Source organism: Bartonella sp. WD12.1, from assembly GCF_002022415.1.
Lineage (GTDB): Bacteria > Pseudomonadota > Alphaproteobacteria > Rhizobiales > Rhizobiaceae > Bartonella.
This window is the reverse complement of sequence record NZ_MUBG01000001.1, coordinates 1,461,144-1,486,050: the sequence shown is the minus strand read 5'-3', so window position 1 is coordinate 1,486,050 and position 24,907 is coordinate 1,461,144. Positions and strand designations below refer to the sequence as shown.

The window sequence follows — 24,907 nt, the reverse complement described above, 5'->3', positions numbered from 1 at the left end:
AAGAAATGGTTGGGCATTTTGTTTGATAAAGAATGGCTGGAGAGATAAGTGTGGCGATTGCGGTGGGAAGTTATCAGATAAAGACATCGGTTTTTGTGTATAAGGTGTTACAATCTCTAGGGCGTTTATGGATGGGGCCTTTATTTCGTTGGCGATTTTTGGGTTTTCATCCGCAAAAAATTTTAGCGCATCCCATTGATTTGCATTTAGCTGATTCAAAAGTAGCACATGAATTTTACCATGGCCGTTTTGCTTTTGCTGGTCGGGTTGTTCAGTCTGGTTTTCTTTCTCCTTTTTCATTAGTTCCACCAACACCAGAATGGGAAGCAGCACTTCATGATTTTCATTGGCTGCGTCATATGACGGCAACACGCAATCCATTGGCTATAGCACATGCACGCTCTTTATTAGAAGATTGGCTTGATCATAGTGGTAGGAAAATAAAAGGACTTTCTTGGAGTGGGGGGGGTGTCGCACGACGTTTGATTTCATGGATTTGTCATTCGCAAATATTGTTGGATGGTGCAAGTGAACAGTTTAAAAAGCGTTTTTTGCATTCGCTTGGTTTTCAATTTCGTTATTTGCGTATATCAATTCACAGTATGGAAGAAAATGATCGACGCTTACAAGCGGTGATCGCTTTGGTATTTGCTTCTTTGGCTTTGCCTGTTTGTGTTGCGACAAGGAAGAAAATGCAAACCTATCTTATCCGTGAGCTTTCACGTCAAATTCTTATCGATGGGGGGCATATTTCACGCAGTCCTGCTATTTTACTCAGTTTACTGTTGGATTTATTATCTTTGCGTGATCTTTACAAGTATAGCAATGAAACAGTGCCACGCGTTTTAATTGATTCAGTTGAACGTATGTTACCAGCTTTGCGGTTTTTTATCCATGAGGATCAAACACTTGCACATTTTAATGGGGTTGGTCCTGTTATGTCAGGGCATCTATCAGCTATTTTAGATTTTGATGAAACGGGAGGAAACCCTTTTAGTCATGCACGTTATTCTGGTTTTCAGCGTTTACAGGCCAATCAAACAACTGTACTTGCAGATACGGGAAAATTTCCACCACATTTTGCTTCAGAATATGCCTGTTCAGGATGCTTGTCATTTGAGATGTCTTCTCAAGGAAACCGCTTTATTATCAATGCGGGTATTGCTCCTTATGGAGATGAAGAATATCGGCATTTCGGGCGTGTCACAGCGGCACATTCAACGGCAACAATCAATGATTGTTCAGTGGGTATTTTTCGCAAAAAAAAGAACCAAAATACTCCCTTTTTGCTTGAAGGACCGACGGGTATTAAAGTGCAACGTATAGAAGAAGCAGAAAGGATTGGTTTTATTGCATGCCATGATGGATATGTGCGACCTTTTAATCTTGTTCATGAGCGTGGTCTTACTTTAACGACAAATGGAGCGATTATTGAAGGGTTTGATCGCTTTTTCGTGCCGCATACTGCTCGCTCAAATGGACATAAGGCTGATTGCAATGAGTCTCGTTGTGTTGCAGTTCGGTTTCATCTCCATCCCAAAGTTGAGGTCATCCATAATGGAGACAGTGTGCATTTGGCTGTAGAAGGTAGGAAGATGTGGCATTTTATGTCGCCTGATACGGATATTTCTTTAGAAGATTCGATTGATTTTGCTGAATTAACGGGCCCACAACGCACACAACAAATTGTTTTATATTTCCGCCCTGCGTTGACAGAAAAAATTCATTGGCGTTTTGTCCGCCTTGAGTCAGAGTAGGAATCAGAGTAGGAATATGCTTAACTGATGGTGGAATGAATGTGGTTTTATTATTTATGGATTTCAGAATTTTAAGCATTATGTTCTTTCAGTTTTTTGGAAAAGGCATATATTCTATAATAATACATGATAAATTTGCTTGAATTTTAATCCTTTTATTTTTAGAATCTTCCTTATGGCTGCTATTTCAAAAAATTATTCTGCGCCTGATCTTCATCAGGTTCGTCGTGCTCTTCTTTCTGTTTCTGATAAAACTGGTTTGGTGGAGTTTGCACAAGCGCTTCACACTTATGGGATTGAGTTAATTTCAACGGGGGGAACATCTAAAGCATTAAAAGACGCTGGTTTACCGGTAAAAGATGTTGTTGAGGTAACAGGATTTCCGGAAATTATGGATGGGCGTGTTAAAACACTCCACCCATTGATTCATGGTGCTTTATTAGGCATTAGAAAAGACCCAGACCATGCAGCTGCTATGGAAGAACATGGTATTTGTGGAATTGATCTTGTTGTGGTTAATTTGTATCCTTTTGAAGAAACAATTCAATCTGGGGCAGATTCACAAACGATTCTTGAAAATATTGACATTGGTGGCCCAGCGATGATTCGCGCGGCGGCTAAGAACCATGCTTATACTAGTGTTGTGACAGCAGTTTGTGATTATGATTTGGTTTTGGATGAATTAAAGAAACATAACGGGTGTTTAAGCTTTTTATTGCGTCGTCAATTAGCAGCACGTGCTTATGAGCACACAGCTTCCTATGATGCAGTAATAGCGGCTTGGTTTGCACAAGATTTAAAAATTGAAATGCCATCTTGGCAGAGTTTTTCTGGTCATCTTGATAGTGTGATGCGTTATGGGGAAAATCCGCATCAACAGGCAGCATTTTATCGCACTCGTGATAAACGTTTTGGGGTTGCAACCGCAACGCTTTTACAAGGCAAAGAACTTTCTTATAATAATATGAATGATGCAGATGCAGCATTTGAACTTGTGGCAGAATTTGATCCTTGCAGGACCGCTGCTGTTGCTATTATTAAACATGCCAATCCTTGTGGGGTTGCAGAAGGGCAGAGTTTAAAAGAAGCTTATTTAAGTGCTTTAAGATGTGATAACATATCAGCATTTGGTGGGATTGTTGCTTTAAATCGCCCTTTAGATGAAGAGTGTGCTGGAGAGATTGTTAAGCTTTTTACGGAAGTGATTATTGCTCCTGATGCGACAATGGGGGCACGTGAGATCATTGCACAGAAAAAAAATCTCCGCTTATTGATAACGGGTGGTGTACCTAATCCGCGTTCTGAAGGGCTGATTTTTAAAACACTTGCAGGAGGGGTTTTAGTACAGTCGCGTGATAATGCGGTGGTTGAGGATTTGAAGCTTCAGGTGGTCACGAAACGAGCACCCAGCCAAGATGAAATGCGTGACCTTCAGTTTGCGTTTCGTGTTGTTAAACATGTGAAGTCCAACGCTATTGTTTATGCAAAAAACAGTGCAACAGTGGGTATTGGTGCTGGCCAAATGAGCCGTCTTGATTCTGCTAAAATTGCAGTTCATAAAGCTGAAGAAAACGCAAAAGGAATGGGTTTAACAGAGCCTTTAACCAAGGGATCTGTTGTTGCATCAGATGCGTTTTTTCCCTTTGCCGATGGTTTGTTGTCAGCTGCTGAAGCTGGTGTGAGCGCAGTTATTCAACCAGGTGGATCAATGCGTGATAAGGAAGTTATTGCAGCGGCTGATGCGCATAATTTGGCAATGGTTTTTACAGGTGTGCGCCATTTTCGTCATTAAGTAGTATGGCTTTTTATTTTGTGTACCAGCCCAATGAGAGAAATTTGGCGATATGTTCCTATGCCATAAATGCACGCCAGTTATGTGATTATAGCACAACTTATTTGTGAAATTTGCTCTATCTTATGGATCTTAAGAATTTAACGTAAGATTTGGGTAAAAACATGAACATTTTGCAGTCTTTTGGTTCTTGGCGCCGTTATCGTCGGACAGTTAAGGCATTAAATAATCTTTCAACATATGAACTCAATGATCTTGGTATTAATCGGGGTGATATTCGTTCAATTGCGTGGCGTTTTTCGCGTAAATCGCTTTGATGTTTGTTTTTGATAAGCACTACTTACACTTGATTACTTGAATATGAAATTAAGGGGGCGTTTTGATGTGGGGTTTGTGTTTTCCCCTATTGTAGAAATAGGGGAAGAGAGCAAAAAAGAGAGTTGTTTTCCTATCAGCTTTGCAAGTTTATGAATGATGTTTCTTTGAAAAGAAACAAGTAAAGTCTATAATTTTCAGCGCAATATTTGATGATATCTTAAGTGATGCATGCTCTTTTAAAAGAAGGGCTGTTGGAGTATTTATTTCATGAGATTGTGATATTTGAAGGTGTATCTTTTTTAGTTATTATATTTTGAAAGCAGAAAAAGAGATGCACCCAAAACACCAGCTGCTAAAATAAACCATGTTAGAGCATAACTGAGATGATTATTGTTAAAATGCACAACTGTTAGACCGACAATAGGAAGATTTCCTTGTGTGGTTATTTTTTGTGTAACATCAATAAAATAAGGGGCCACATTAGAGAGCCCGAGCTTTTGGGCCATGGCGGGGAGTTGGCGTGTATACCAAAGATTTTGATTAGGGTTATTTTTGCGTGGAAATATTCCGTCTCCCTCGCTCATACGTAAAAACCCAGTGATCGTAGTCTGCTCTGTGTTCGTGGAAGAATGGGGATGAGCTAGAGTGTTTTCTTGCTCAAAATGATGGCGTGCATCCATAGGGATGAAACCACGATTTACAAAGGTTAAAGTGTTATCGGCTGTTTGTAAAGGGGTTAAAACCCAATAACCAGTGGCTTCTTGAGTGAGAGCTGTTATAAGAATATTTTTGTTTGTTAAGAGACTTCCGGTAAGTGTGACAGGGCGATATTCATCTTTGTCAAAAGTAACATGCTCCCATTGATCTTGGGGTGGTGCTTTGATGGGGGGTAGGTGAATGCGCTGATTAACACTGGCGATGAGATTCGTTTTCCAATTGAGTCGTTGTATTTGCCAGATACCTAATGCACTGAAGAGCAAAAAAAAGCTTATACATAAAATGCCAAGCAAAATAGAAAAAAAACTTATATTTTTATTCTGGGATTTTATTGGGGATTGATTCATCTTGATCATTAATTCTCTTTAACATGTTCAACGTTTAAAGAAAATATTTTATGTATTTTTTACAAGAGTAAGTAACATATTTGTTAAAAAAGGCAGTAATATAAGGCAGTAATATTTGGTAATCGAGCTAAAAAATATGGTTGATATTAGTAATGAAACTGCAAAATTTATAAAATAAATATCAATAAGCATCAATAAATATCAAAATGCTTGACCTTTTAGTGCTAACATCTTATAAACCCGACATTTCCAATGATGCTTGTTCAAGGCTGAGTTTGGTGCGCTTGGCGCCCGTTTTGTATCGCTGGATTTGGAATTTAAAAGTTTCTTAAAGTTTAAAGGTGAAGTCTATGTCTCGTGCCTGCGAATTAACAGGAAAAGCAGTCCAGTATGGGAATAATGTTAGCCATGCCAATAATAAAACGCGTCGTCGTTTTTTGCCAAATCTTTGCAATGTGACATTAATTTCGGAAGTGCTTCAGCAAAGTTACCGTTTGCGCATTTCAGCGCATGCTTTACGTTCAGTGGAGCATCGTGGTGGTCTTGATTGCTTTTTGGTGAAAGCTGATGATAAAGAATTGTCGCAACGTGCGCGTTTATTAAAACGCCAGATCATGAAGAAAAAGGCTGAACAAGCGGCGTGATTAATTTTGGTTCAAAGCTGAATCAAAATTATTTGTTCTCATTTTTTAAGGGTAAGTTTTAAGTCTTTGGTTATTTAGCCACACTATTGATTGATTCGAGTTTATTGCTCAGGTTACAAAGAATGTTTTCAACCTGTAAATCTTTAGTAGAGCAGCAAAGAAAAAAACATATTGTTTTTGCAAGTTTTGCAATGTGTTTGGCGGTGACTGCTTCCAATATTTTGGTTCAATATCCTATCTATTGGTTTGGTTTGAATGAGATCTTGACCTATGGGGCTTTTACCTATCCAATTGCTTTTTTGATTAATGATTTAACGAATCGTTTTTATGGCCCAGCTTCAGCGCGGCGCGTAGTATATGCTGGGTTTATAACGGCTTTTTTTGTTTCTTGGGTATTAGTTACGCCACGGCTTGCAATTGCTTCTAGTATGGCATTTTTATTTGCGCAATTACTGGATATTTTTGTTTTTACACCTTTGCGGCGTAAAACATGGTGGAAAGCACCTTTAGCAGCAGCATTGGCTGGTTCAGCTTTGGATACGGTATTATTTTTTGCTATCGCTTTTTCTAGTCATTTTAGCTTTATCGATCACATGACAGGTTATGTTGATAGTTCTATCGTGGATAACGCAATATTTTTTGGGTTTGACGTTCCAGTTTGGTTCTCACTTGCTTGTGGTGATTTTTCAGTCAAAATAGTGATGAGTCTGGTTATGCTTGTGCCTTATGGTACAATTTTGAGAAGTTTTAGGGCTTCACTTTTATCAGAACAATAAAAAAAGCTTCTTTTTAGTTTTTTAAAATTTATCGTATCAATCCATAAATATGATCGGATCTTAATGTGGTTGTGAAATAAGGGGCATTTGAAATGCGTTCTTATTCAAATTCAAATGTTTGGTGCGTGTAAATCATTTATCATAGATGTTTATCTTTTGAAAATATTGTGTGAGCGGTTAGGTTTTTTGGGGTCAAAGAGTATTGTTAATTGTTTTGTCATGGCATCAGCCAGTTCTTCAGCGTTGACGATTGTTACAGCGCGTTGATAATAACGTGTGACATCATGACCGATACCAATGGCAATTAATTCTATAGGGGAATGTGTTTGGATTTCTTGAATGACAGCGTGCAAATGCTTTTCAAGATAAGAACTAGGGTTAACAGAAAGTGTCGAATCATCAATTGGTGCACCATCAGAAATGACCATGAGAATACGGCGAGATTCGTGTCGTGATAGAAGACGCTGGTGCGCCCAAATAAGTGCTTCACCATCGATATTTTCTTTGAGCAATCCTTCCTGCATCATTAGGCCTAAATTACGTCGAGCACGACGCCATGGTGTATCAGCGCTTTTGTAGATGATATGGAGCAAGTCATTCAAACGCCCTGGGTTATCAGGTTTATTTTGGTTGTTCCATTCTTCCCGTGCTTGACCGCCTTTCCAGGCTTTAGTGGTGAAGCCTAAAATTTCAACTTTGACTTTGCAACGTTCAAGTGTTTGCGCTAAAATATCAGCACAACTTGCTGCGACAGTAATTGGTCGTCCTCGCATTGATCCTGAATTATCAATAAGCAATGAAACAACTGTATCACGAAAATGTGTATCGTGTTCTCTTTTAAAAGAAAGTGATTGCATTGGGTCGATAATGAGGCGTGCAAGTCTTGCTGTATCAAGATGCCCTTCTTCAAGATCAAAATGCCAAGAATGGTTTTGTTGTGCCATAAGGCGGCGTTGCAGGCGGTTTGCTAAGCGTCCGACAATGTTTTGGAGATGATTTAATTGTTTATCAAGACAGTGGCGTAAATGATCTAATTCGCTTTCCGAACAAAAATGGATTGCTTCTGAAATTTCATCAAATTGACGCGTGAAAATTTTATAATCAGCAAGTTTCTCTATTGGCTGAGAAGCATAGGAAGAACATTTGAGTTTTCTTTGCTTTTTCTGCCAACTATTCTCTTGCTTTTTTTGGGTTATATCATCATCATTTAATTGAACAGTTTGTGTTTTCCCCTTATCGTATTTATCATTGTTTGGGTCAGTTGCTTTTTGTTCTTTATTTTGAGAGTGTTTTGCGCTTTTGCTTTTTTCTTCATCTTGATTTTTGGTTTCAAGATCATTGTTTGGTTCTCTACTGTGCGCCCCGTTGGAATTTTCATTCAATTGATCCGCAATTTTCAATGTAATAAGCATTTGATGAGCAATACGTGCAAAAGCTTTTTGATCATAAATATGATATGTAAGCTCATGGAGTTCTATTGCAGCTTTTTGCTCAATTGATTGACGCCATAATTCCAATATAGGCCCAGCTTCTTGCGGAGGGGGGCGTTTTGTTATTTTTTCACGCAGTAAAAGTGCAAGTGCATCTTCTAGGGGAGCTTCACTTTGATGGCGCACCATCTGGTAGTGGGTTTTTTGGTATTTATCGGCGAGCATTGTATCAAGATTTTGAGCAATTCCTTCCATTGCTAAGGTGCCGATTGCTTCAACGCGTGTTTGCTCAAGAGCGTCAAAAATAGCACGTGCTTCTGATTGTGTTGGAGCAAACTGGTCATGAATATGGGGATCATGCCATGCTTTGTGCAGTGCTATGCAATCGCCCAGTGCACGAGTAATGGCGATATCTTTTTGTGTTATGTGTGGCGGTAACATTGATGGGCGAACATAATTGTCGTCCATAGATGATTTATTTTTGTTAAAAGTAACTTCGAAATTGCATGTGCTAGAAAGTGTGCGGGTGCAAATAGAAACGGCTTTTTTAAACGCTACAATGTCAAAGTTACCGTTGGAAGAATAGTTTGTTTGATGTTTGTTGTGGTCACCAACTTCTGCCGTCATAATTGACGCATTCCTTAAAGATTAGACAATCATAAATTAAGTGATTTGGATAAATTGAGTGATTTGGTAAGCTCTTTTCCAAAAGCACGTTGGTAAAATTCTGCGACGATTGAGTGTTCGAGTTCATCACATTTATTAAGAAAGGTTAATTGGAAAGCCAAGTCAACATTTTGAAAAATTTCAGTATTTTCTGCCCAGGTGATGACAGTGCGCGGGCTCATAACCGTTGAAAGGTCACCATTGATAAAGGCTTGGCGTACCATATTGGCGACATGCACCATTTGTGAAACTATTTTTTTTCTTTGAGGTGTTTGGAAATGTTTGACTTTTAAACAAACAATGTCAACTTCATGGTCATGGGGTAAATAATTTAATATCGCCACAATAGACCACCGGTCCATTTGGGCTTGGTTAATTTGTTGTGTTCCATGATAAAGCCCTGTTGTATCGCCAAGGCCAATGGTATTTGCAGTTGCAAAAAGACGAAATGCTGGATGAGGAGCAATAACACGGTTTTGGTCGAGTAAACTCAGTCGTCCTGAGGCTTCAAGTATTCGTTGAATGACAAACATAACATCAGGTCTGCCTGCATCATATTCATCAAAAACAAGAGCAATGTTATTTTGATAAGCCCAGGGCAAAATGCCATCTTTAAATTCAGTAATTTGTAGGCCATCTTTCAAAACGATGGCATCTTTTCCAACTAAGTCAATGCGACTGACGTGACTGTCAAGATTAATTCGAATACAAGGCCAGTTAAGGCGTGCAGCGACTTGTTCAATATGTGTTGATTTACCAGTGCCGTGATAGCCAGAAACCATAACACGACGATTAAAAGCAAAACCTGCCAAAATGGCTAAAGTTGTTTGCTGGTCAAAAAGATAATCGGGATCTAAGTCAGGGACATGTAGGCTTTTTGCGCTAAAAGCGGGTACTTTCATGTCTGTATCAATATGGAATATATCACGAGCGCAGACTGTGATATCAGGAACATCGATAGCGTGATTTGGTTTTGTCATTGTTTTTTTGGAAGGATATCCACTCTTTATTATTTGAGTTGAAAAACAATACAAGACATCAATTGCTGATGCAATGCTCTATAAAAAGAGAGGGGATGGGGGATAAGGAGATCTATCACTTTAATTTCATGATGCCTTTTTAAACAAGAAAACAGCTTGCACTAAAGTAGATTGCTTTAAGCACGGTGACCCTCCTTTAGCACAGGCCGGATTTCTTGAGTAAATTATAGGCATGTAAAACATCGCGGAAACGTTCTTCTGAAGAACGGTTACCACCATTAGCGTCAGGATGATGTTTTTTGACCAGTTCTTTATATTTTGTTTTAATATCCTCTGCTGAGGCATTTGCTTGTAACCCTAAAGTATCAAAAGCTTTGGCTTCCAAGGGTTTTAATTTTCGTGAGGCTGTACTGGCTGAGTGACGTTTGGTAAAAAATGAAAAGGGGTCACGCATACGGTTTTGATAAGCTGCTGTTCCAGAGCGAATTGTTGCATAGTGAGGGGATGTTTTTTTTGATGCACTATTGCTCCCAGCAGACCACGTAGGGCGGTGCCCTGTGAGAGCATCTTTCTGAAAATTGGCGATATCTTTATCGCTAAGGCCTGAGAAATAATTAAAATCTTTATTGTAAGCACGTACATGATCTAGGCAAAAATAAAAATACTGCCCTTCACGATTACGGCCTGCTGGTGCTTTGTGCACCCCTGTTTTTTCACACCCCTCCCATTGACACTGTCGGGCTTGTGGTTCACCTTGTTTTCTTTTATTGGAGCTGATACGAATTGAATCAAATAATTTAGATGTTGTAGCCATGTTTTTGATTTATGCAAAATCGGTGTGTTTGACAAGGATTGACTTTTGAAAATTTATTTTCATACTTAATGTAGTATCGGAGATGGCTAATTACACTATCCATTTTAGTGGAGAGTAAAGAAAAAATGTCTGCTGTGATTCAAACAGTCATCGAAACAAAACTTTGTGAAGCTTTTTGTCCGCAAAAGCTTGAAGTGATTAATGAAAGCAGTCTTCATGCAGGGCATCGTCATAAAGATGGTGTTTTTGATAGCTACGGGGAAACGCATTTTCGGGTGAAAATTCTCTCTTCTTTTTTTCAGGCATGTCGCGGGTAGAAAGACATCGGGCGATTTATAAAGTTTTACAGCAAGAATTAGCGACACATGTTCACGCTTTAGCTCTTGAGGTTGAAGCTATTTAAGATGGTTTTTCCGATTCAATAACTTTTGAAGCACGAGGGTGTGCTTTTTGATAAACTTCTAATAAACGGTCTGTATCAATATGGGTGTAAACCTGTGTTGTCGATAAACAGGCGTGACCGAGTAATTCCTGAATGGTACGCAAATCCCCTCCACGTGACAAAAGATGGGTGGCAAAAGAATGACGCAATGCGTGTGGTGTAGTCGTTTCTGGTAAACTAAGATGAGCACGTAAATTTTGAACAAGACGTTGAATAATAGCCGGCTGTAGCGGGCCACCTCGAACACCACGAAACATTGGTTGAGTATTCACTAAAGGATAAGGGCAGCATTTAAGGTAAGTCTCTACCATTTCGTAAACAGTTTTAATTAATGGAACTAGACGTGTTTTCCCCCCTTTCCCTATTACAGACAGACTTGTTATCTCTGGATCAGAAAATTGTTCTGGTGTAAGTGCTAAGGCTTCTGATATTCGCATTCCGCAGCCGTAAAGGAGTGCTAAAACAGCAACGTTACGGGCAACAATCCACGGTTCATCTTCTTGTTGATTTTCTGGTTTGACTATATGCAATGCTGCTTGTACGCTCAAAGGCTTAGGTAAAAGCTTTGGATGTTTTGGTGTGCGAATAAGTTTAGCAGCTAAGGTATCAACGATTCCTTCACGCGATAAGTAATTGAAGAAAGAGCGCAAACTGGCCACACTTCGGCTTAAAGAGCGCGCACTTATTTTTAGTGTACGACGATAAGCCAAATAAGCACGCAAATCAGCTACACGCAAATCAGCAAGATCTTTGCAAGTTACTTCATGCCCGAGGTGGTGACATAAAAAAATCAAAAACTGGCGCGTATCGCGTTCATAAGCTTGTGCTGTGCGTACAGCCATACGACGCGTTTTTACAAGAGTTTCCAGCCAGTTTTTTCTTGCAACTAAAAGACCTTGCTCCGCTGGGATCAGAGGAGCATTTTGGTCTTTTTTATTGTCATTATTGGGAGACATTCTTAGTTAAGGGTATTCTTCCCCTTTTTGGGCTTTTCAGGTTTAGCCTGTCCATTTGTTTTTTCTTTCTGCTCCACAGCATTGGCTGCTTGACTTGCACCTTTTAAAGAAAGCACCTTTAAGAGATTATTCATTGACAGAAGGTGCGCAAAAATACGCCCTAAAAAGCCATTTTTATGTAATTTAGCGAGTTGATGAGCGGGTAATTTATGAAGTTTTTCTTCATCAACAATCCAGAAGTCTTCTAATTGAGCTGAAAGACCTTTGTCATTTTTGACATTAATTGATTTTTGACTAAGAAGGTCCATTTTGACAAGGGTATCAATAAATTCAGCGGTTCTTTCCATGCCGATTTTAAAGTGCTCAAGGAAATTGATACGTTCTTCCATGAAGGGAGAAATAGATCCATCGGAATTGAAAAGTTCTATACCTGTCACATCATTAAACATACCGGATTGCTGGTCAAAACAAACAGAAAGCTCTTTTTGATCTTGTATTTGCGCAAGAACAAAAGGATAACGACGAATAAAAGCAGGAATATAAGTGTCACGTTGCCAACTTTTATCAGCAGTAATGTAATTATTTACATCATTAGAAAGACCTACAAGAGCGATAGATGTGTAGTGGCGCTTTTTTTGTTCATCTTCTGCACTCATAAACAAGATAGGGTAGTCGAGAGCAGCTTGAAAATATTCATCACTTGCTAGGGGAACCCAGTGAGTATCTTTTGCAAAGGACATATCTTGTGAAGGATTGAATTTAAGACTTCTGTGAAAGGTCTTGTTGATTGGAGTAACATTTTTATAAAAAAGCATAATATTCGCCATCAGATTTCTCCTTTTTCATTCACTATATGCCATAAAATACACTTTTTATAGGATTTTTGTGTGGCAACAAGCTCTAATGGACAATAATTAAGTATATAATGATTCTTTCTTTTTAGAAGAGATGATATTATACATGAAACAAGAGAGAAAAAAACTTAAAAAGGCAATTTGTCTTGCCGTCATTGGGGCTGCCCATGGAATTAGGGGAGATGTTTGGGTTAAGGTATTGGGAGGTGAGCCCCAGCGTTTAAAAACTTACGGTGTCCTTTATGATGAAGGGGGGCGCTGTTATGAAATTGCAACATTTCGGGTACAAAAAAACGATGCAATTGTGCACTTTAAAGGGGTGGAAGAGCGAAGTGCTGCCGAAGCTTTAAAGGGCATTAACCTTTATGTTAAGCGGGATCAATTGCTTGATGATTTGGCTGAGGATGAATTTTATCAAATCGATTTGATTGGTCTTTGCGTTTATGATGATGCAAACAAGCTTCTTGGTGAAGTGAGTGGTTTTTTTAATTTTGGTGCTGGTGATTTGCTTGAAATCCGTTTAGATAATGGCAAGAAAGAGCTCATTCCATTTAGCAAGGCGGCTGTGCCGGAAATTTGTGTTTCTTCTGGTTTTATTGTTATCAATCCAGTGGCAGCTGGTTTGGTTACGTGAAAGAAGAACAATAAACAAGGGAGATTTGAACAAAGAGAGTGGGATGAGGGAATAAACATGGGATTTCAAGCACATATTCTAACACTTTATCCTGAAATGTTTCCAGGATTATTGGGTTATTCTTTAGCAGGGCAGGCTTTAGAGCGAGGGATATGGTCGCTCAATACAGTACAGATTAGAGACTTTGCTTTTGATAAACACCACAGTGTTGATGATACACCGGCTGGTGGGGGTGCTGGTATGGTGATGCGGGCAGATGTGTTAGCTGCTGCAATTGACAGTTGCCCCGATGATTTGCCGAGGTTTTTGTTAAGCCCACGGGGGCGTCCTTTTAACCAAAACTATGCTCGTTCTTTGGCATGTGGTTTAGGCGTGATATTGGTGTGTGGTCGTTTTGAAGGGGTTGATGAACGCGTCATAAAAGCGCGAAAATTAGAAGAAATTTCGATTGGTGATTATATTCTTTCAGGTGGAGAGGTGGCTGCGTTGGTTCTTATGGATGCAATTGTGCGGCTTTTGCCCGGTGTTATGGGCAATAAAGCTTCTGGAGAATGTGAAAGTTTTGAGAATAATTTGCTTGAATATCCCCATTATACGCGTCCTTCAATTTTTGAAGGGCTTACTATTCCACCGGTATTGACATCAGGTCATCACAAAGCTATTGCAAATTGGCGTCAAGAACAGGCCGAATGCTTAACACGTCAACGTCGACCTGACCTTTATGCTCTTTATACCAAAAATCTTCGAAAAGCTTGATTCATCTTTAAAGATGGTGTATTGCACAACGCACTTTTAAGAGAGTTTTTTGAAAAAAGCTTTCTAGGGATTTAAAAGAAATAAATTCTAAAAGAAAAAATAATGTATTCGCTCTTGTTTACAACAGAGCCCAGGTGTTTAAAACAGAACCCAAGGAATATCCTTTCTATATGAAAGGCAGCTTTGTGGTAAGAGTTAAACGCTCTGACTGTTCGAAAAGAACATGAAGGATGAAAGAAATGAATATTATAGCGCAGCTTGAAGCTGAACAATGCGCAAAAATTGAAGAAAAACGCCGATTCCCAGCGTTTCAGGTGGGAGATACGTTGCGCGTTTTAGTCCGTGTGACAGAAGGTACGCGCACACGTGTTCAGGCTTATGAAGGAATTTGCATTGCACGTTCAGGCGGTGGTTTGAATGAGAACTTTACAGTGCGCAAAATTTCTTATGGCGAAGGTGTTGAGCGTGTATTTCCAATGTATTCTCCCTTAGTTGAAGGTGTTGAGATTGTTCGCCGGGGTAAGGTTCGTCGTGCAAAGCTTTATTACCTTCGTGGTTTAAGAGGAAAGGCTGCGCGTATTGCTGAAAAGAGAGATTACCGTAAGAATGCTAAGGTTTCTGAGGAAGGAGAAAAAGCAGTCGTTGCAGAAAAAGTTGAAGACAAAACTGCTGAATAAATATTTCTTTAAAGTTTAAGAAAAAGGCGGCTTTTATGCCGCTTTTTTGCTTTGTAAGGGGTAATTACGATTAAAAAAGAACTTCTTTATAAGAGGGATTTATAAGGAATTAAGAGAGATTCCTATAGAAATGCTTGGTGATAAAATCTTAGAGAATCACTTTGTTTTTCATTGAAAAATGAAAGGTGTCTTTTAATATTTTTTGCTTTGTATTGATCTTACAAAATGTGTGTAGTGGTTAACTTTAACAATATTTTTGTGATGAATTGTTTGTTACTTTTTTGATGCAGAAAACTGTCAAGAAATTGATATGCTCTTGTAAAAATGGAATTATTGGGATGGGAATGATACTCATTGGTCGTGTGCAATAAAATTGTTTCCAATAATTTTCATTATAATGAGTATCTCAATGTATTTTTATGAAAAAATGCGGTTTTTATGAAGAAAGAAGAAACAAGTGTAAGCAAAGAGCTGTAACATTATTGTTAAAGTTTGAATTTAATATGCGTGGATTTGAGTATTTAATCTATAGATCTCTTAAGAGAGAGTGGCTTGTCTTTAAAAGAGAAGCTTATTTTAATAAGGGGAAGTTTGTTTTAATGTTGAGTGTAATTTGAAAGCTCTCTATCAAGAAGGGCGGTATTCGTTTTTCATAATGATTTAAGTTATAGCTAATGATTTAAACTGTAACTATTGTGAAGTATTTCGTTACTATTTAATGATGGGATTTGAGTGCGTTTGAAAAAAATACATGTTTGCGTTGAAGAAACAATGTTTAAGCCTTTGACGTGAAGATAAAATTGTACTAAACAAAGCAAGCTTTATAGTTTATTACTATAAGATAATCGGTTTTTTTTATGCGCGACCTTTAATCCGTTATTTGAGATAACCGACCTGTAATGTGCGCCTTTAGGTATCAAAATTGGAATGCGCTTAATCGTTTATACGAGTTTTCTCGTTTGTGATGAAGTTGCAATGAAAGTCAGGTCAGAGTTTTTATGATAGAGACATCTAGGATAAAAGATCGCCCTTATTCTCCTCATTTGAGTATTTATCGTTGGTCGATTACTATGGCGATGTCGATTGCACATCGTATCACTGGTGTAGCACTTTATTTTGGAATGATATGTTTCGCCATTTGGTTGGGGTCAATCGCTTGCGGGGGTGATACATTTAAAACGATTAATGGGATTTATGGATCTTTCCCGGGCTTGTGTGTTTTATTTCTTTTTACGCTTGCTGGGGTTCATCATATGGTTGGCTGTATTCGCCATCTTGTTTGGAATATGAAGCCTTGTCTTTTAGCGAAAGAAAAAGCAACTGCGACTGCTTGGGCAACTGTATTTATTACCCTTATTGTGACATGCGCAATTTGGGTTATTGGATATGGGTTGTCTTGATAGGGGATGGAGAGAAATATGAAAAAGGATTTTCGAACAGAATTTGGGAAGGTGCGCGGTTTTGGAAGTGCGCATGAGGGAACAGGTCATTTTTGGTTAGAGAATCTGACAGGTTTTACCAGTGTACTGCTTTGGATATTTTTTATTGTTCTTATCATTTCACTTGTGGGGAAGGACTATGATGTTATTTATACACGGCTTTCGCACCCTGTTGTGGCGGTTTTAATGGGATTGATGACTTTTTCAAGTCTTTATTATATGAAACTTGGAATGCAAGTTGTTATTGAAGATTATATTCCGCATGGAAATTTGCGGGTATTATTTTTAGTGTTAAACACCTTGTTTTGTTATGTTCTGGGTGGCTTCATTATTCTTGCTCTTTTAAAAATCGTATTGGGAGTTTAACCAACATGGTGGCTACAGTATCGTCTTTGGGCCCTAAAGCGGGTCATGCTCCTTATCATTATGTAGATCATAAATTTGACGTTGTTGTTATTGGCGCTGGCGGTTCGGGTTTGCGTGCAACCCTTGGTATGGCTGAGCAGGGGTTGAGGACAGCATGTATTACAAAAGTTTTTCCCACTCGCTCACACACAGTTGCAGCACAAGGCGGTATTGCGGCGTCTCTTGCAAATATGGGGCCTGACAATTGGCAGTGGCATTTGTATGATACAGTGAAAGGCTCTGATTGGCTTGGCGACACTGATGCGATGGAATATTTGGTGCGCAATGCTCCTGCTGCTGTTTATGAATTAGAGCATTACGGGGTTCCTTTTTCGCGTACACAAGAGGGTAAAATTTACCAACGGCCTTTTGGTGGGCATACGACGCAGTTTGGAGAAGGGCCGCCAGTTCAACGTACTTGTGCGGCGGCTGATCGTACTGGACATGCTATTTTGCACGCGCTTTATGGGCAAAGCTTAAAACATAATGCGCAATTTTTTATTGAATATTTTGCGCTTGATTTGATTATGACCGATGGTGTGTGTACAGGTGTTGTAGCGTGGAATTTAGATGACGGTACAATTCACCGTTTTTCTGCTAAGATGGTTGTGTTGGCAACAGGTGGTTATGGACGTGCTTATTTTTCCGCTACATCAGCCCATACGTGTACAGGTGATGGCGGTGGAATGATTGCACGTGCAGGGTTACCGCTTCAGGATATGGAGTTTGTTCAATTCCATCCCACGGGTATTTATGGTTCTGGCTGTTTAATCACAGAAGGAGCACGTGGAGAAGGTGGTTATTTGATTAATTCTGAAGGTGAACGCTTTATGGAGCGTTATGCACCTTCTTTTAAAGATTTGGCTTCACGTGATTTGGTTTCGCGTTGTATCACGCTTGAAATTCGTGAAGGGCGTGGGGTTGGTGCTAAGAAGGACCATATTCATTTGGTTCTCAATCATATTGATCCTGCTATATTGCATGAGCGTTTACCGGGGATTTCTGAATCAGCACGAATTTTTGCAGGTGTTGATGTGACAAAAGATCCTATCCCGGTTTTGCCAACGGTCCATTATAATATGGGCGGTATTCCCACCAATTACTATGGGGAAGTTTTAAGCCCAACAAGTGATTCGCCTGATTGTGTTCAGCCAGGTTTGATGGCTGTGGGTGAGGCAGGGTGTGCATCTGTTCACGGTGCTAATCGCTTGGGTTCCAATTCATTGATTGATCTTGTGGTATTTGGGCGTGCAGCTGCAATTCGTGCAGGCAAAGTGATTGACCGCAACGCAGAGATTCCGGCGATTAATGAAACAGCTGTTGATGAAATTATGGCACGTTTTGATCGTTTGCGTTTTGCTCAAGGGCATACACCAACAGCGGTATTGCGTGAAAAAATGCAACGGACTATGCAGGAAGATGCTGCAGTATTCCGTACAGCAGATTCTTTAGAACAGGGATGTCAGCGTGTAAGTAAACTTTGGAATGAGCTTTCTGATCTTAAAGTAACAGATCGTTCGTTGATTTGGAATTCTGATTTAGTTGAAACATTAGAACTTGAGAATCTGATGGCAAATGCAATTACAACAGTTCATTCTGCGGCTGCGCGCTTAGAAAGCCGTGGGGCGCATGCGCGTGAAGATTATCCTGAGCGTGACGACAAAAATTGGCGCTGTCATACACTTTCGCATTTGTCAAAAGATGGGAAAGTAACATTATCCTATCGGCCTGTTCATGTGGATCCATTAACATCTGAGGCAGATGGCGGTATAGACTTAAAACGCATTGTGCCTAAAAAACGTGTTTACTAAGGGGAGAATGAGTCATGGTTCAAATTAGACTTCCCAAAAATTCTCGTGTAAAGGCTGGAAAGATTTGGCCTAAACCTGAAGGTGCGACACAGCTGACAGAATTTCATATTTATCGTTGGTCACCTGATGATGAGGATAATCCTCGTCTTGATACCTATTATGTGGATCGCTCAGCATGTGGTCCGATGATTCTTGATGGTCTTTTGTTTATTAAGAATCATATTGATCCGACTTTGGCGCTTCGTCGGTCGTGTCGTGAGGGCATTTGTGGTTCATGTGCGATGAATATTGATGGGGTCAATACACTGGCTTGTACTAAGGGGATGGATGATGTGAAACATCCTATCAAGGTGTATCCTCTTCCTTCTATGCCGGTTGTTAAAGATTTGATTCCTGACTTGAAGCGTTTTTATGCGCAGCATCGTGCTATTGAACCTTGGTTACAAACTGTTTCACCTGAACCTGCAAAAGAGTGGTTGCAAAGCTATTCTGATCGTCAAAAAATTGATGGTCTTTATGAATGTATTCTTTGTGCGTGTTGTCAAACATCATGTCCAAGTTATTGGTGGAATGGTGACCGTTATTTAGGGCCTGCTGTTTTGCTTCAGGCTTATCGTTGGATTGCTGATTCGCGCGATGAAATGAGTGGGGAGCGTCTTGATAATCTGGAGGATCCTTTCCGGCTTTATCGGTGCCATACGATTATGAATTGTACGCAAACTTGTCCAAAGGGTTTAAATCCGGCTAAGGCGATTGCTGAAATTAAAAAGCTTATGGTTGAACGCCGTCTTTAAAGTTTGTTAACTAGAAACAAAAGAAATAGGAGGAAGCGGGGGTGTGTATATGCCCCTGTCTTTTTTTGTATGTTTTGTAAGGTGTAGTCATTGAATTTTTTACTGTGCACTTACTTTTGTATTGTGCATTTTGATGTGTTTTGCACGTCTTAGAATGTGTTGTGCATCTTGGAATGTATTAGCCGACTTAAAATTATGCTTGTGTTTTTGAGATGTGTTGACATCTTGAGATGCATTTTGTTTGTGAAAGATGCGTATAGGTTTGGTTGTGTAAATAAGGGCTTTTACAGTTTAAAAAGAGGGAGGTGAGGGGTGCTTTGTATTCATTTAGAGCGGGAGTCCGCGTAAAAGGCGGGGAGCATTTTGGGTAAGGCCGGAAGCTTCTTGAATGAAATATTTTTTAATTTTTGGTCTCTGATTAACAAGCCCAAGACCAATATCACGCAATACTCTCAAAAATAGGGTGTCATTAGAAAAAAGCTTGTTGATCCAGTCATTACTCAAGGCCATACGCACGGTTTCAAAACGTCGCCAGCTTTGATAGTGTTCAAGAGCGATGATTGATCCGATATCAAGACCTAACCGTGCTGTTTTAATAATAACTTCAGCCAAAGCTGCACTATCACGCAGCCCTAGGTTAAGACCTTGACCTGCAATGGGGTGAATTGTGTGGGCAGCATCTCCCACAAGAGCAAAACGAGGTTTAATGCAAGAATATGCTAGCGAAAGAGCCAAGGGAAATCCTTGGCGTTCACCATCCCAAGTTAGCTTTCCAAATCGATGACCAATACGTTTTTCAAGTTCTGTTTCAAAAATAAGAGGATCAGCTTTAAGGTAATATTGAGCGGTTTGATGGTCTTCATTCCATACGATGGCTGATCGATTGCCTTTAAGAGGCAAAAGAGCAAAAGGCCCGGCAGGCAAGAAATGTTGAATGGCTTGACCATAATGGGGTTTTTCATGTTCGATTGTGCATATGATTGCTGTTTGTTTATAGGGGTGCACAAAGTTTTTAAGGTTTGCTTTCTCACGTAATTTGGAACGTGTTCCATCGGCTGCGATTAGCAGTTGTGTTTGCCAAATTTCTTTATTGCTCAAGGTAACAGTTGTGTGGTTGTCTTCTTGGTGAAAATCAACAACACGTGCAGTTTTGATGAAAGAGATATTCAGTTCTTTTACACATTTTTTTAAAGCAGCAGTAAGCTCTTTATTTTCAATCATAGCGGCAAAGGGCTCGCCAGGGGTAACATCTCCTTCAAAGGTTAAAAGGGTTGGTTTGAAAGGATCATTAATGCGTGCATCGGTGATGAGCATTGAATGAATAGGTTGAGCATGAGGCTTGATATGTTCCCAGCATTGCAATTGCTTTAACATACGAATAGAAGCAGCGGAAATAGCGAGCGCTTGCCTTTTTTTACTAGGTGTATTCTCTTGAGGGGGGGCGTCGACAATGTTTATTTTCAACTCAGGAGCGGCTTGTTTGAGTGCTACCGCAAGTGTTAGACCAACAATTGCTCCCCCTGCGATGAGGAGATCACATTGTTTTATATTTTGATTCATATTAAAAGACACTACATTTCTTTCTCCTTTTGTGTAGTTTATTAGCTCTTAAATGAAATTAATACCCTTTTTAAAATTATTTTTACAGTTTTAAGTAAGAAATTGTTGTAATAAGAATAGTTAAAATGGCATTAATATTTTAAAACTATAAGCTGTAATGTTTTTAACTATAAGCTGTGAAACCAATTTTTATGAACAAGTTTTATATTTGGAATTGATTGATGCGCCAAGGTTTGTCTTCTGATCATTTATTAGAAAGGCTTGATTATCAAAGTCCACGTCTTGTGAATTTATTTTTGCGTCAGATTGGTGCCTTCATTGGGCTTGGGCTTTTGGGTCTTATTATTTTTTGTGTTTTAGCTTTGGCAACATGGAATGTTGTAGATCCATCATTGACTTATGCCAATGCTCATGAGGTTACAAATCTTATGGGGTGGCCTGGTGCGATTTTTTCAGATTTTGCTATACAGTTTTTTGGTTTGGCGAGTTTGTGCATTTTATTACCCCCATTTTTTTGGTCACTTTTATTGTTAGCACAAAAAGATATTCATAATTTTATATTTCGTCTTTTTTTGTGGGTGGTATCAGCGATTTATTTTTCAACTGTTTTTGCTTTGTTGACACATTTTGCCTCTTTTACGCGTTGGCCATTGCCGATTGGCTTTGGAGGCGTTGTGGGTGATAAAATTTTAAATACTGCTTATTTATTTTTTCCTTCCTTTTTTGCTTCTTGTTCTTCCTTACAAATTGCTTTTATAGGCGTTTTTCTTGCTCCTTTAGGTTTTGTGATGGCTGCTGTTGCTGGCAATGTGGCATGGCGGTGTAAGAATGATGACAAAAAGAAACAAAAAAATAAAAAAGTCAAAATAACAGATTCAGTCATTGACGAGGAGGAAGAGGCACATCGCTCTATCTATGAAGTGCCATTTGGTTTTTTTGTTACAGTTTTTGGAGCAGTTTTGCATTTTCTTTATTTTTTACAAGCGCGTTTGGGGCGTCTTTTTTCATGGAGAAAGAATTCTAAGAAACGAGATGATCTTTCTGAGCAGCAAAATTGGCTCTCTAAGGGGGAAGAAAATGTATTTGGTCGGGTTGAGCCGGTTTTTTTTGAAGAAGAAGGAAAGCAAGAGTCTTACCACCGTAAAGAATCTGTTTCTTTTCCCAAGGGCCGTGTTTTTAAGCCATCAAAAGTTGTTTCAAAAAATGGTTTTACACTTCCACTTTTGGATTATCTTGCTGTTTTTCCACCCACTGAGAAAGATGCGAGATTGTCTCCTACTGCTTTAAAAGAAAATTCTCGTGAACTTGAGACAATCTTATTAGATTTTGGTGTTAAGGGTAAAATGATTAATGCACGCCCTGGGCCAGTTGTGACTTTATATGAATTTGAGCCAGCAGCTGGTATTAAATCTTCACGTGTTATTGGTTTAGCTGATGATATTGCCCGTTCAATGCGTGCAATTTCAGCACGTGTTGCTGTTGTTCCAGGGCGCAATGTGATTGGTATAGAGTTGCCCAATGCAATGCGTGAGACGGTTTATTTGCGGGAAATTTTGCAAGCTCAAGAATTTGTGCACAACAAAGCAAACTTGGCGCTTGCTTTAGGTAAAACAATAGGCGGTGAAACGGTAATTGCAGATTTAGCAAAGATGCCGCATCTCTTGGTGGCAGGTACCACTGGTTCGGGTAAATCTGTTGCCATTAACACAATGATTTTGTCGCTTCTTTATCGTATGACACCTGAGCAATGTCGTTTAATTATGATAGACCCTAAGATGCTTGAGCTTTCGATTTATGACGGTATTCCACATTTATTAACGCCAGTGGTAACAGATCCTAAAAAAGCAGTGATTGCTCTTAAATGGGCTGTGCGTGAAATGGAAGAGCGCTATAGTAAAATGTCAAAAGTTGGCGTTCGTAATATTGATGGGTTTAATGCGCGTTTAAAAGAAGCACAAAGTCAGGGAGAGACATTGACACGAACGGTCCAAGTGGGATTTGATCGCACGACTGGTGAGCCCCTTTATGAGACAGAAGCTCTCGATTTAAACCCTATGCCCTATATTGTTGTTATTATTGATGAAATGGCAGATTTAATGCTTGTTGCGGGGAAAGATATTGAAGGAGCAGTTCAACGTTTAGCACAAATGGCGCGTGCTGCTGGTATTCATGTGATTATGGCCACGCAGCGTCCTTCGGTGGATGTTATTACGGGTACGATTAAAGCTAATTTTCCTACACGCATTTCTTTTTCTGTTAGTTCAAAGATTGATAGTCGGACAATTCTTGGTGAACAAGGAGCTGAACAGTTGCTTGGGCAAGGGGATATGCTTTTTATGATGGGAGGGGGGCGTATTCAACGTGTTCATGGTCCTTTTGTTGCTGATAATGAAGTTGAGCAGGTTGTTGCTCATCTGAAAGCTCAAGCGCAGCCTGATTATTTAGAGGCTGTTACACAAGAAACGGCAGATCATGGCGTTGATGTTTCGCTTGTCTCTCCTGCAGAAAATGATCCTTATAGTCAAGCTGTTGCAGTTGTTTTGCGTGATCGTAGAGTTTCAACTTCTTATATTCAGCGCCGTTTAGGGATTGGATATAACCGTGCTGCTTCACTGATTGAGCGAATGGAAGAAGAAGGAATCATTAGCTCTGCTAATCATGCGGGAAAACGAGAAATTTTAGTACCTGCTGAAGAAGAGCCGTGCTAAAGTAAAAGCCTTTCAATGAATTTTTTAAACAATGCCTTGATAAATACTGATGAGTTAAAGGCGCTGTTTGATACTTATTATATTTTGAAATTTGCTGCTTATATTTTCAAATGAGCATGTGTTATTTTAAGCGATTAGGAGCGTTGTCTGTGTGATGACATATTATTTATCATCAAGAAGAGCATTTATTGTTTTTGGTTTTATTGTTTGTGTGCTGTTGGCTGTGCCTTCTTTTGCGCAGTCATCTCGTCAGGTAGCGCGGGCTCAGGCTATAGCTAGTCATTTTTCGGAAATTAAAACGATGACAGGGGATTTTATTCAGTTTAGCCCAAAGGGCAAAATGACTGAAGGAACATTTTATTTAGAGCGTCCTGGTAAGATTCGTTTTGGTTATAAAGGGGTACCTTTGCAGATTATAGCGGATGGCAAAATAGTGGGTGTGAACAATCGTGCGCTCAATACTTGGAACTTTTATCAACTTTCTCAAACACCGATGAAATTTTTATTGGATGATGAAATTAATATATCATCGAAGAATTTATTAGCGCTTCGTGAAGATCCTGGGGTGATAACGATTGTTTTGCATGATAAAAGCATTGGCAAAGGGCAAATAAGAATGATTTTTGATTCTAAAGACTATAGTTTGCGCCAGTGGACGGTTGTTGATCAGCAGAATTTAGAAACAACAGTTCAAATTATGAACGTGCGCACGGGGATTCGGTTTGCTGATGGAATGTTTACGATTCCTTATAAAAATATTGCAGTATCGCGCAATCGGAATGGAAATTGATGTTTTTTCGTATCGCTACTTGGAATATTAATTCTATTCGTTTACGCCTTGCACAAGTTCTTGGGTATTTGGATCTTTTTGCTCCAGATATTTTGTGTTTACAAGAAACTAAATGTCCAGATCATTTATTCCCACGTGAGGCTTTTGAAGCAGCAGGTTATGAGCATATTGCACTAAGTGGTCAAAAATCTTACCATGGTGTGGCAATTGTTTCGCGTTTGCCTTTGTTTGATGTTGAAAAGCATTTTTTTTGTCAAAAGGAAGAAAGCCGTTATCTTTCAGTGATTGTTCACTCCTGTGGTAGGACAATTCGGATTCATAATTTTTATGTTCCTGCTGGGGGTGATGAGCCTGATGTTAATGTGAATGAAAAATTTCGTCATAAGTTGGATTTTTTGGACGAAATGTCTTCTATCCGAGCTGATCAGGGTGATGGTTTATCTTCTATTTTGCTGGGTGATTTAAATATTGCTCCTTTAGAAGATGATGTGTGGTCTCATAAGAAATTATTGAATGTTGTCAGTCATACACCGGTTGAAACAGAGCGTTTACAAGCATTATGCCGTGAAGGGGGATGGGTTGATTTGATGCGCATTAAATTTCCAGTTCCTGCTAAGCTTTATACCTGGTGGAGTTATCGTGCACGCGATTTTGCTCTTTCTGACCGTGGGCGGCGGCTTGATCATATTTGGTCTTCACCAGATTTAGCGCCTTTTATGGATGATCTTTCGATTTTTCGTACTGCACGGGGGGAACCTCAACCTTCTGATCACGTTCCAGTACAGACAGTATTTGATTTTTCACGTGAAGTTTGAAATAAATGCTTGAAGGAACATAGCT

General features: G+C 39.4%; 22 protein-coding genes and 1 pseudogene. 16 read left to right on the top strand and 7 right to left on the bottom strand.

Going from position 1 to position 24,907, the window contains the following annotated elements; translation table 11 throughout:
* Positions 1-32 precede the first annotated feature (32 nt).
* From BWD121_RS06720 to BWD121_RS06710, 3 genes are all read left to right on the top strand, one after another.
* A complete protein-coding gene (locus BWD121_RS06720; protein ID WP_078663877.1) occupies positions 33-1,757 on the top strand; it encodes a heparinase II/III family protein in 1,725 nt (574 codons plus the stop codon).
* A gap of 175 nt (positions 1,758-1,932) precedes the next feature.
* Complete coding sequence (gene purH, locus BWD121_RS06715) at positions 1,933-3,549, top strand: bifunctional phosphoribosylaminoimidazolecarboxamide formyltransferase/IMP cyclohydrolase (RefSeq protein WP_078663876.1); 1,617 nt, start codon at positions 1,933-1,935, stop codon at positions 3,547-3,549.
* A gap of 164 nt (positions 3,550-3,713) precedes the next feature.
* A complete protein-coding gene (locus BWD121_RS06710; RefSeq protein WP_010704399.1) occupies positions 3,714-3,866 on the top strand; it encodes a DUF1127 domain-containing protein in 153 nt (50 codons plus the stop codon).
* A 300-nt stretch (positions 3,867-4,166) separates the two neighbouring features.
* On the opposite strand, the gene BWD121_RS06705 is transcribed toward BWD121_RS06710, so the two are convergent.
* Positions 4,167-4,940 carry an SURF1 family protein gene (locus BWD121_RS06705; protein ID WP_078663875.1) on the bottom strand — a complete coding sequence of 258 codons (774 nt, stop codon included), beginning with the start codon at positions 4,938-4,940 and terminating at the stop codon, positions 4,167-4,169.
* 341 nt (positions 4,941-5,281) lie between these two features.
* On the opposite strand from BWD121_RS06705, the gene rpmB reads away from it, so the two are divergent.
* Complete coding sequence (gene rpmB / locus BWD121_RS06700; protein WP_007476415.1) at positions 5,282-5,575, top strand: 50S ribosomal protein L28; 294 nt, start codon at positions 5,282-5,284, stop codon at positions 5,573-5,575.
* Between the two features lie 122 nt (positions 5,576-5,697).
* On the top strand, positions 5,698-6,351 hold the full coding sequence (locus BWD121_RS06695) for a VUT family protein (RefSeq protein ID WP_078663874.1): 654 nt from the start codon (positions 5,698-5,700) through the stop codon (positions 6,349-6,351).
* Positions 6,352-6,500: 149 nt separating this feature from the next.
* On the opposite strand, the gene cobT is transcribed toward BWD121_RS06695, so the two are convergent.
* The 3 genes from cobT to BWD121_RS06680 form a co-directional block, all read right to left on the bottom strand.
* Complete coding sequence (cobT, locus tag BWD121_RS06690; RefSeq protein ID WP_078663873.1) at positions 6,501-8,408, bottom strand: cobaltochelatase subunit CobT; 1,908 nt, start codon at positions 8,406-8,408, stop codon at positions 6,501-6,503.
* Positions 8,409-8,437: 29 nt separating this feature from the next.
* Positions 8,438-9,427, bottom strand: coding sequence for a cobaltochelatase subunit CobS (gene cobS, locus BWD121_RS06685; RefSeq protein WP_078663872.1), 990 nt, complete (start codon positions 9,425-9,427; stop codon positions 8,438-8,440).
* 196 nt (positions 9,428-9,623) lie between these two features.
* The gene (locus BWD121_RS06680; RefSeq protein WP_078663871.1) at positions 9,624-10,241 is read right to left on the bottom strand and encodes a J domain-containing protein; all 618 of its coding nucleotides are present in this window, start codon (positions 10,239-10,241) and stop codon (positions 9,624-9,626) included.
* Between the two features lie 125 nt (positions 10,242-10,366).
* Between BWD121_RS06680 and BWD121_RS06675 the strand changes: the two are divergent.
* Positions 10,367-10,644, top strand: a pseudogene (locus BWD121_RS06675) (BolA family protein).
* Here the strand turns inward: BWD121_RS06675 and BWD121_RS06670 are convergent.
* Positions 10,641-11,639, bottom strand: a complete 999-nt coding sequence (locus BWD121_RS06670; protein WP_078663870.1) for a tyrosine recombinase XerC — start codon at positions 11,637-11,639, stop codon at positions 10,641-10,643. The pseudogene BWD121_RS06675 and the gene BWD121_RS06670 sit on opposite strands and share 4 nt — an antisense overlap.
* Before the next feature lie 2 nt (positions 11,640-11,641).
* Complete coding sequence (locus tag BWD121_RS06665; protein ID WP_078663869.1) at positions 11,642-12,466, bottom strand: SapC family protein; 825 nt, start codon at positions 12,464-12,466, stop codon at positions 11,642-11,644.
* Positions 12,467-12,599: 133 nt separating this feature from the next.
* Between BWD121_RS06665 and rimM the strand changes: the two genes are divergently transcribed.
* From rimM to BWD121_RS06625, 7 genes are all read left to right on the top strand, one after another.
* Positions 12,600-13,127, top strand: a complete 528-nt coding sequence (rimM, locus tag BWD121_RS06660; protein ID WP_078663868.1) for a ribosome maturation factor RimM — start codon at positions 12,600-12,602, stop codon at positions 13,125-13,127.
* 57 nt (positions 13,128-13,184) lie between these two features.
* The gene (gene trmD / locus BWD121_RS06655; protein ID WP_078663867.1) at positions 13,185-13,883 is read left to right on the top strand and encodes a tRNA (guanosine(37)-N1)-methyltransferase TrmD; all 699 of its coding nucleotides are present in this window, start codon (positions 13,185-13,187) and stop codon (positions 13,881-13,883) included.
* A 239-nt stretch (positions 13,884-14,122) separates the two neighbouring features.
* Positions 14,123-14,560: a 50S ribosomal protein L19 gene (gene rplS, locus BWD121_RS06650; protein ID WP_078664093.1), complete on the top strand. Its 438-nt coding sequence runs from the start codon at positions 14,123-14,125 to the stop codon at positions 14,558-14,560.
* A 998-nt stretch (positions 14,561-15,558) separates the two neighbouring features.
* Positions 15,559-15,960 (top strand): succinate dehydrogenase, cytochrome b556 subunit, encoded by a 402-nt coding sequence (gene sdhC / locus BWD121_RS06640; RefSeq protein ID WP_078663865.1) that lies wholly within the window; start codon positions 15,559-15,561, stop codon positions 15,958-15,960.
* A gap of 18 nt (positions 15,961-15,978) precedes the next feature.
* Positions 15,979-16,365 carry a succinate dehydrogenase, hydrophobic membrane anchor protein gene (sdhD, locus tag BWD121_RS06635; RefSeq protein ID WP_078663864.1) on the top strand — a complete coding sequence of 129 codons (387 nt, stop codon included), beginning with the start codon at positions 15,979-15,981 and terminating at the stop codon, positions 16,363-16,365.
* A gap of 5 nt (positions 16,366-16,370) precedes the next feature.
* Positions 16,371-18,215 (top strand): succinate dehydrogenase flavoprotein subunit, encoded by a 1,845-nt coding sequence (gene sdhA / locus BWD121_RS06630; protein ID WP_078663863.1) that lies wholly within the window; start codon positions 16,371-16,373, stop codon positions 18,213-18,215.
* Between the two features lie 14 nt (positions 18,216-18,229).
* A complete protein-coding gene (locus BWD121_RS06625) occupies positions 18,230-19,009 on the top strand; it encodes a succinate dehydrogenase iron-sulfur subunit (RefSeq protein ID WP_078663862.1) in 780 nt (259 codons plus the stop codon).
* A gap of 327 nt (positions 19,010-19,336) precedes the next feature.
* On the opposite strand, the gene BWD121_RS06620 is transcribed toward BWD121_RS06625, so the two are convergent.
* On the bottom strand, positions 19,337-20,569 hold the full coding sequence (locus BWD121_RS06620) for a ubiquinone biosynthesis hydroxylase (RefSeq protein WP_078663861.1): 1,233 nt from the start codon (positions 20,567-20,569) through the stop codon (positions 19,337-19,339).
* A 221-nt stretch (positions 20,570-20,790) separates the two neighbouring features.
* Here BWD121_RS06620 and BWD121_RS06615 point away from each other — a divergent pair, with 221 nt between their 5' ends.
* The 3 genes from BWD121_RS06615 (at position 20,791) to BWD121_RS06605 (ending at position 24,882) form a co-directional block, all read left to right on the top strand.
* Positions 20,791-23,277: a DNA translocase FtsK 4TM domain-containing protein gene (locus BWD121_RS06615; protein WP_078663860.1), complete on the top strand. Its 2,487-nt coding sequence runs from the start codon at positions 20,791-20,793 to the stop codon at positions 23,275-23,277.
* A gap of 154 nt (positions 23,278-23,431) precedes the next feature.
* Positions 23,432-24,067 (top strand): outer membrane lipoprotein carrier protein LolA, encoded by a 636-nt coding sequence (locus tag BWD121_RS06610; RefSeq protein ID WP_078663859.1) that lies wholly within the window; start codon positions 23,432-23,434, stop codon positions 24,065-24,067.
* Positions 24,067-24,882: an exodeoxyribonuclease III gene (locus BWD121_RS06605; RefSeq protein WP_078663858.1), complete on the top strand. Its 816-nt coding sequence runs from the start codon at positions 24,067-24,069 to the stop codon at positions 24,880-24,882. The genes BWD121_RS06610 and BWD121_RS06605 overlap by 1 nt, the downstream gene beginning before the upstream one ends.
* The last annotated feature ends 25 nt before the right edge of the window (positions 24,883-24,907 follow it).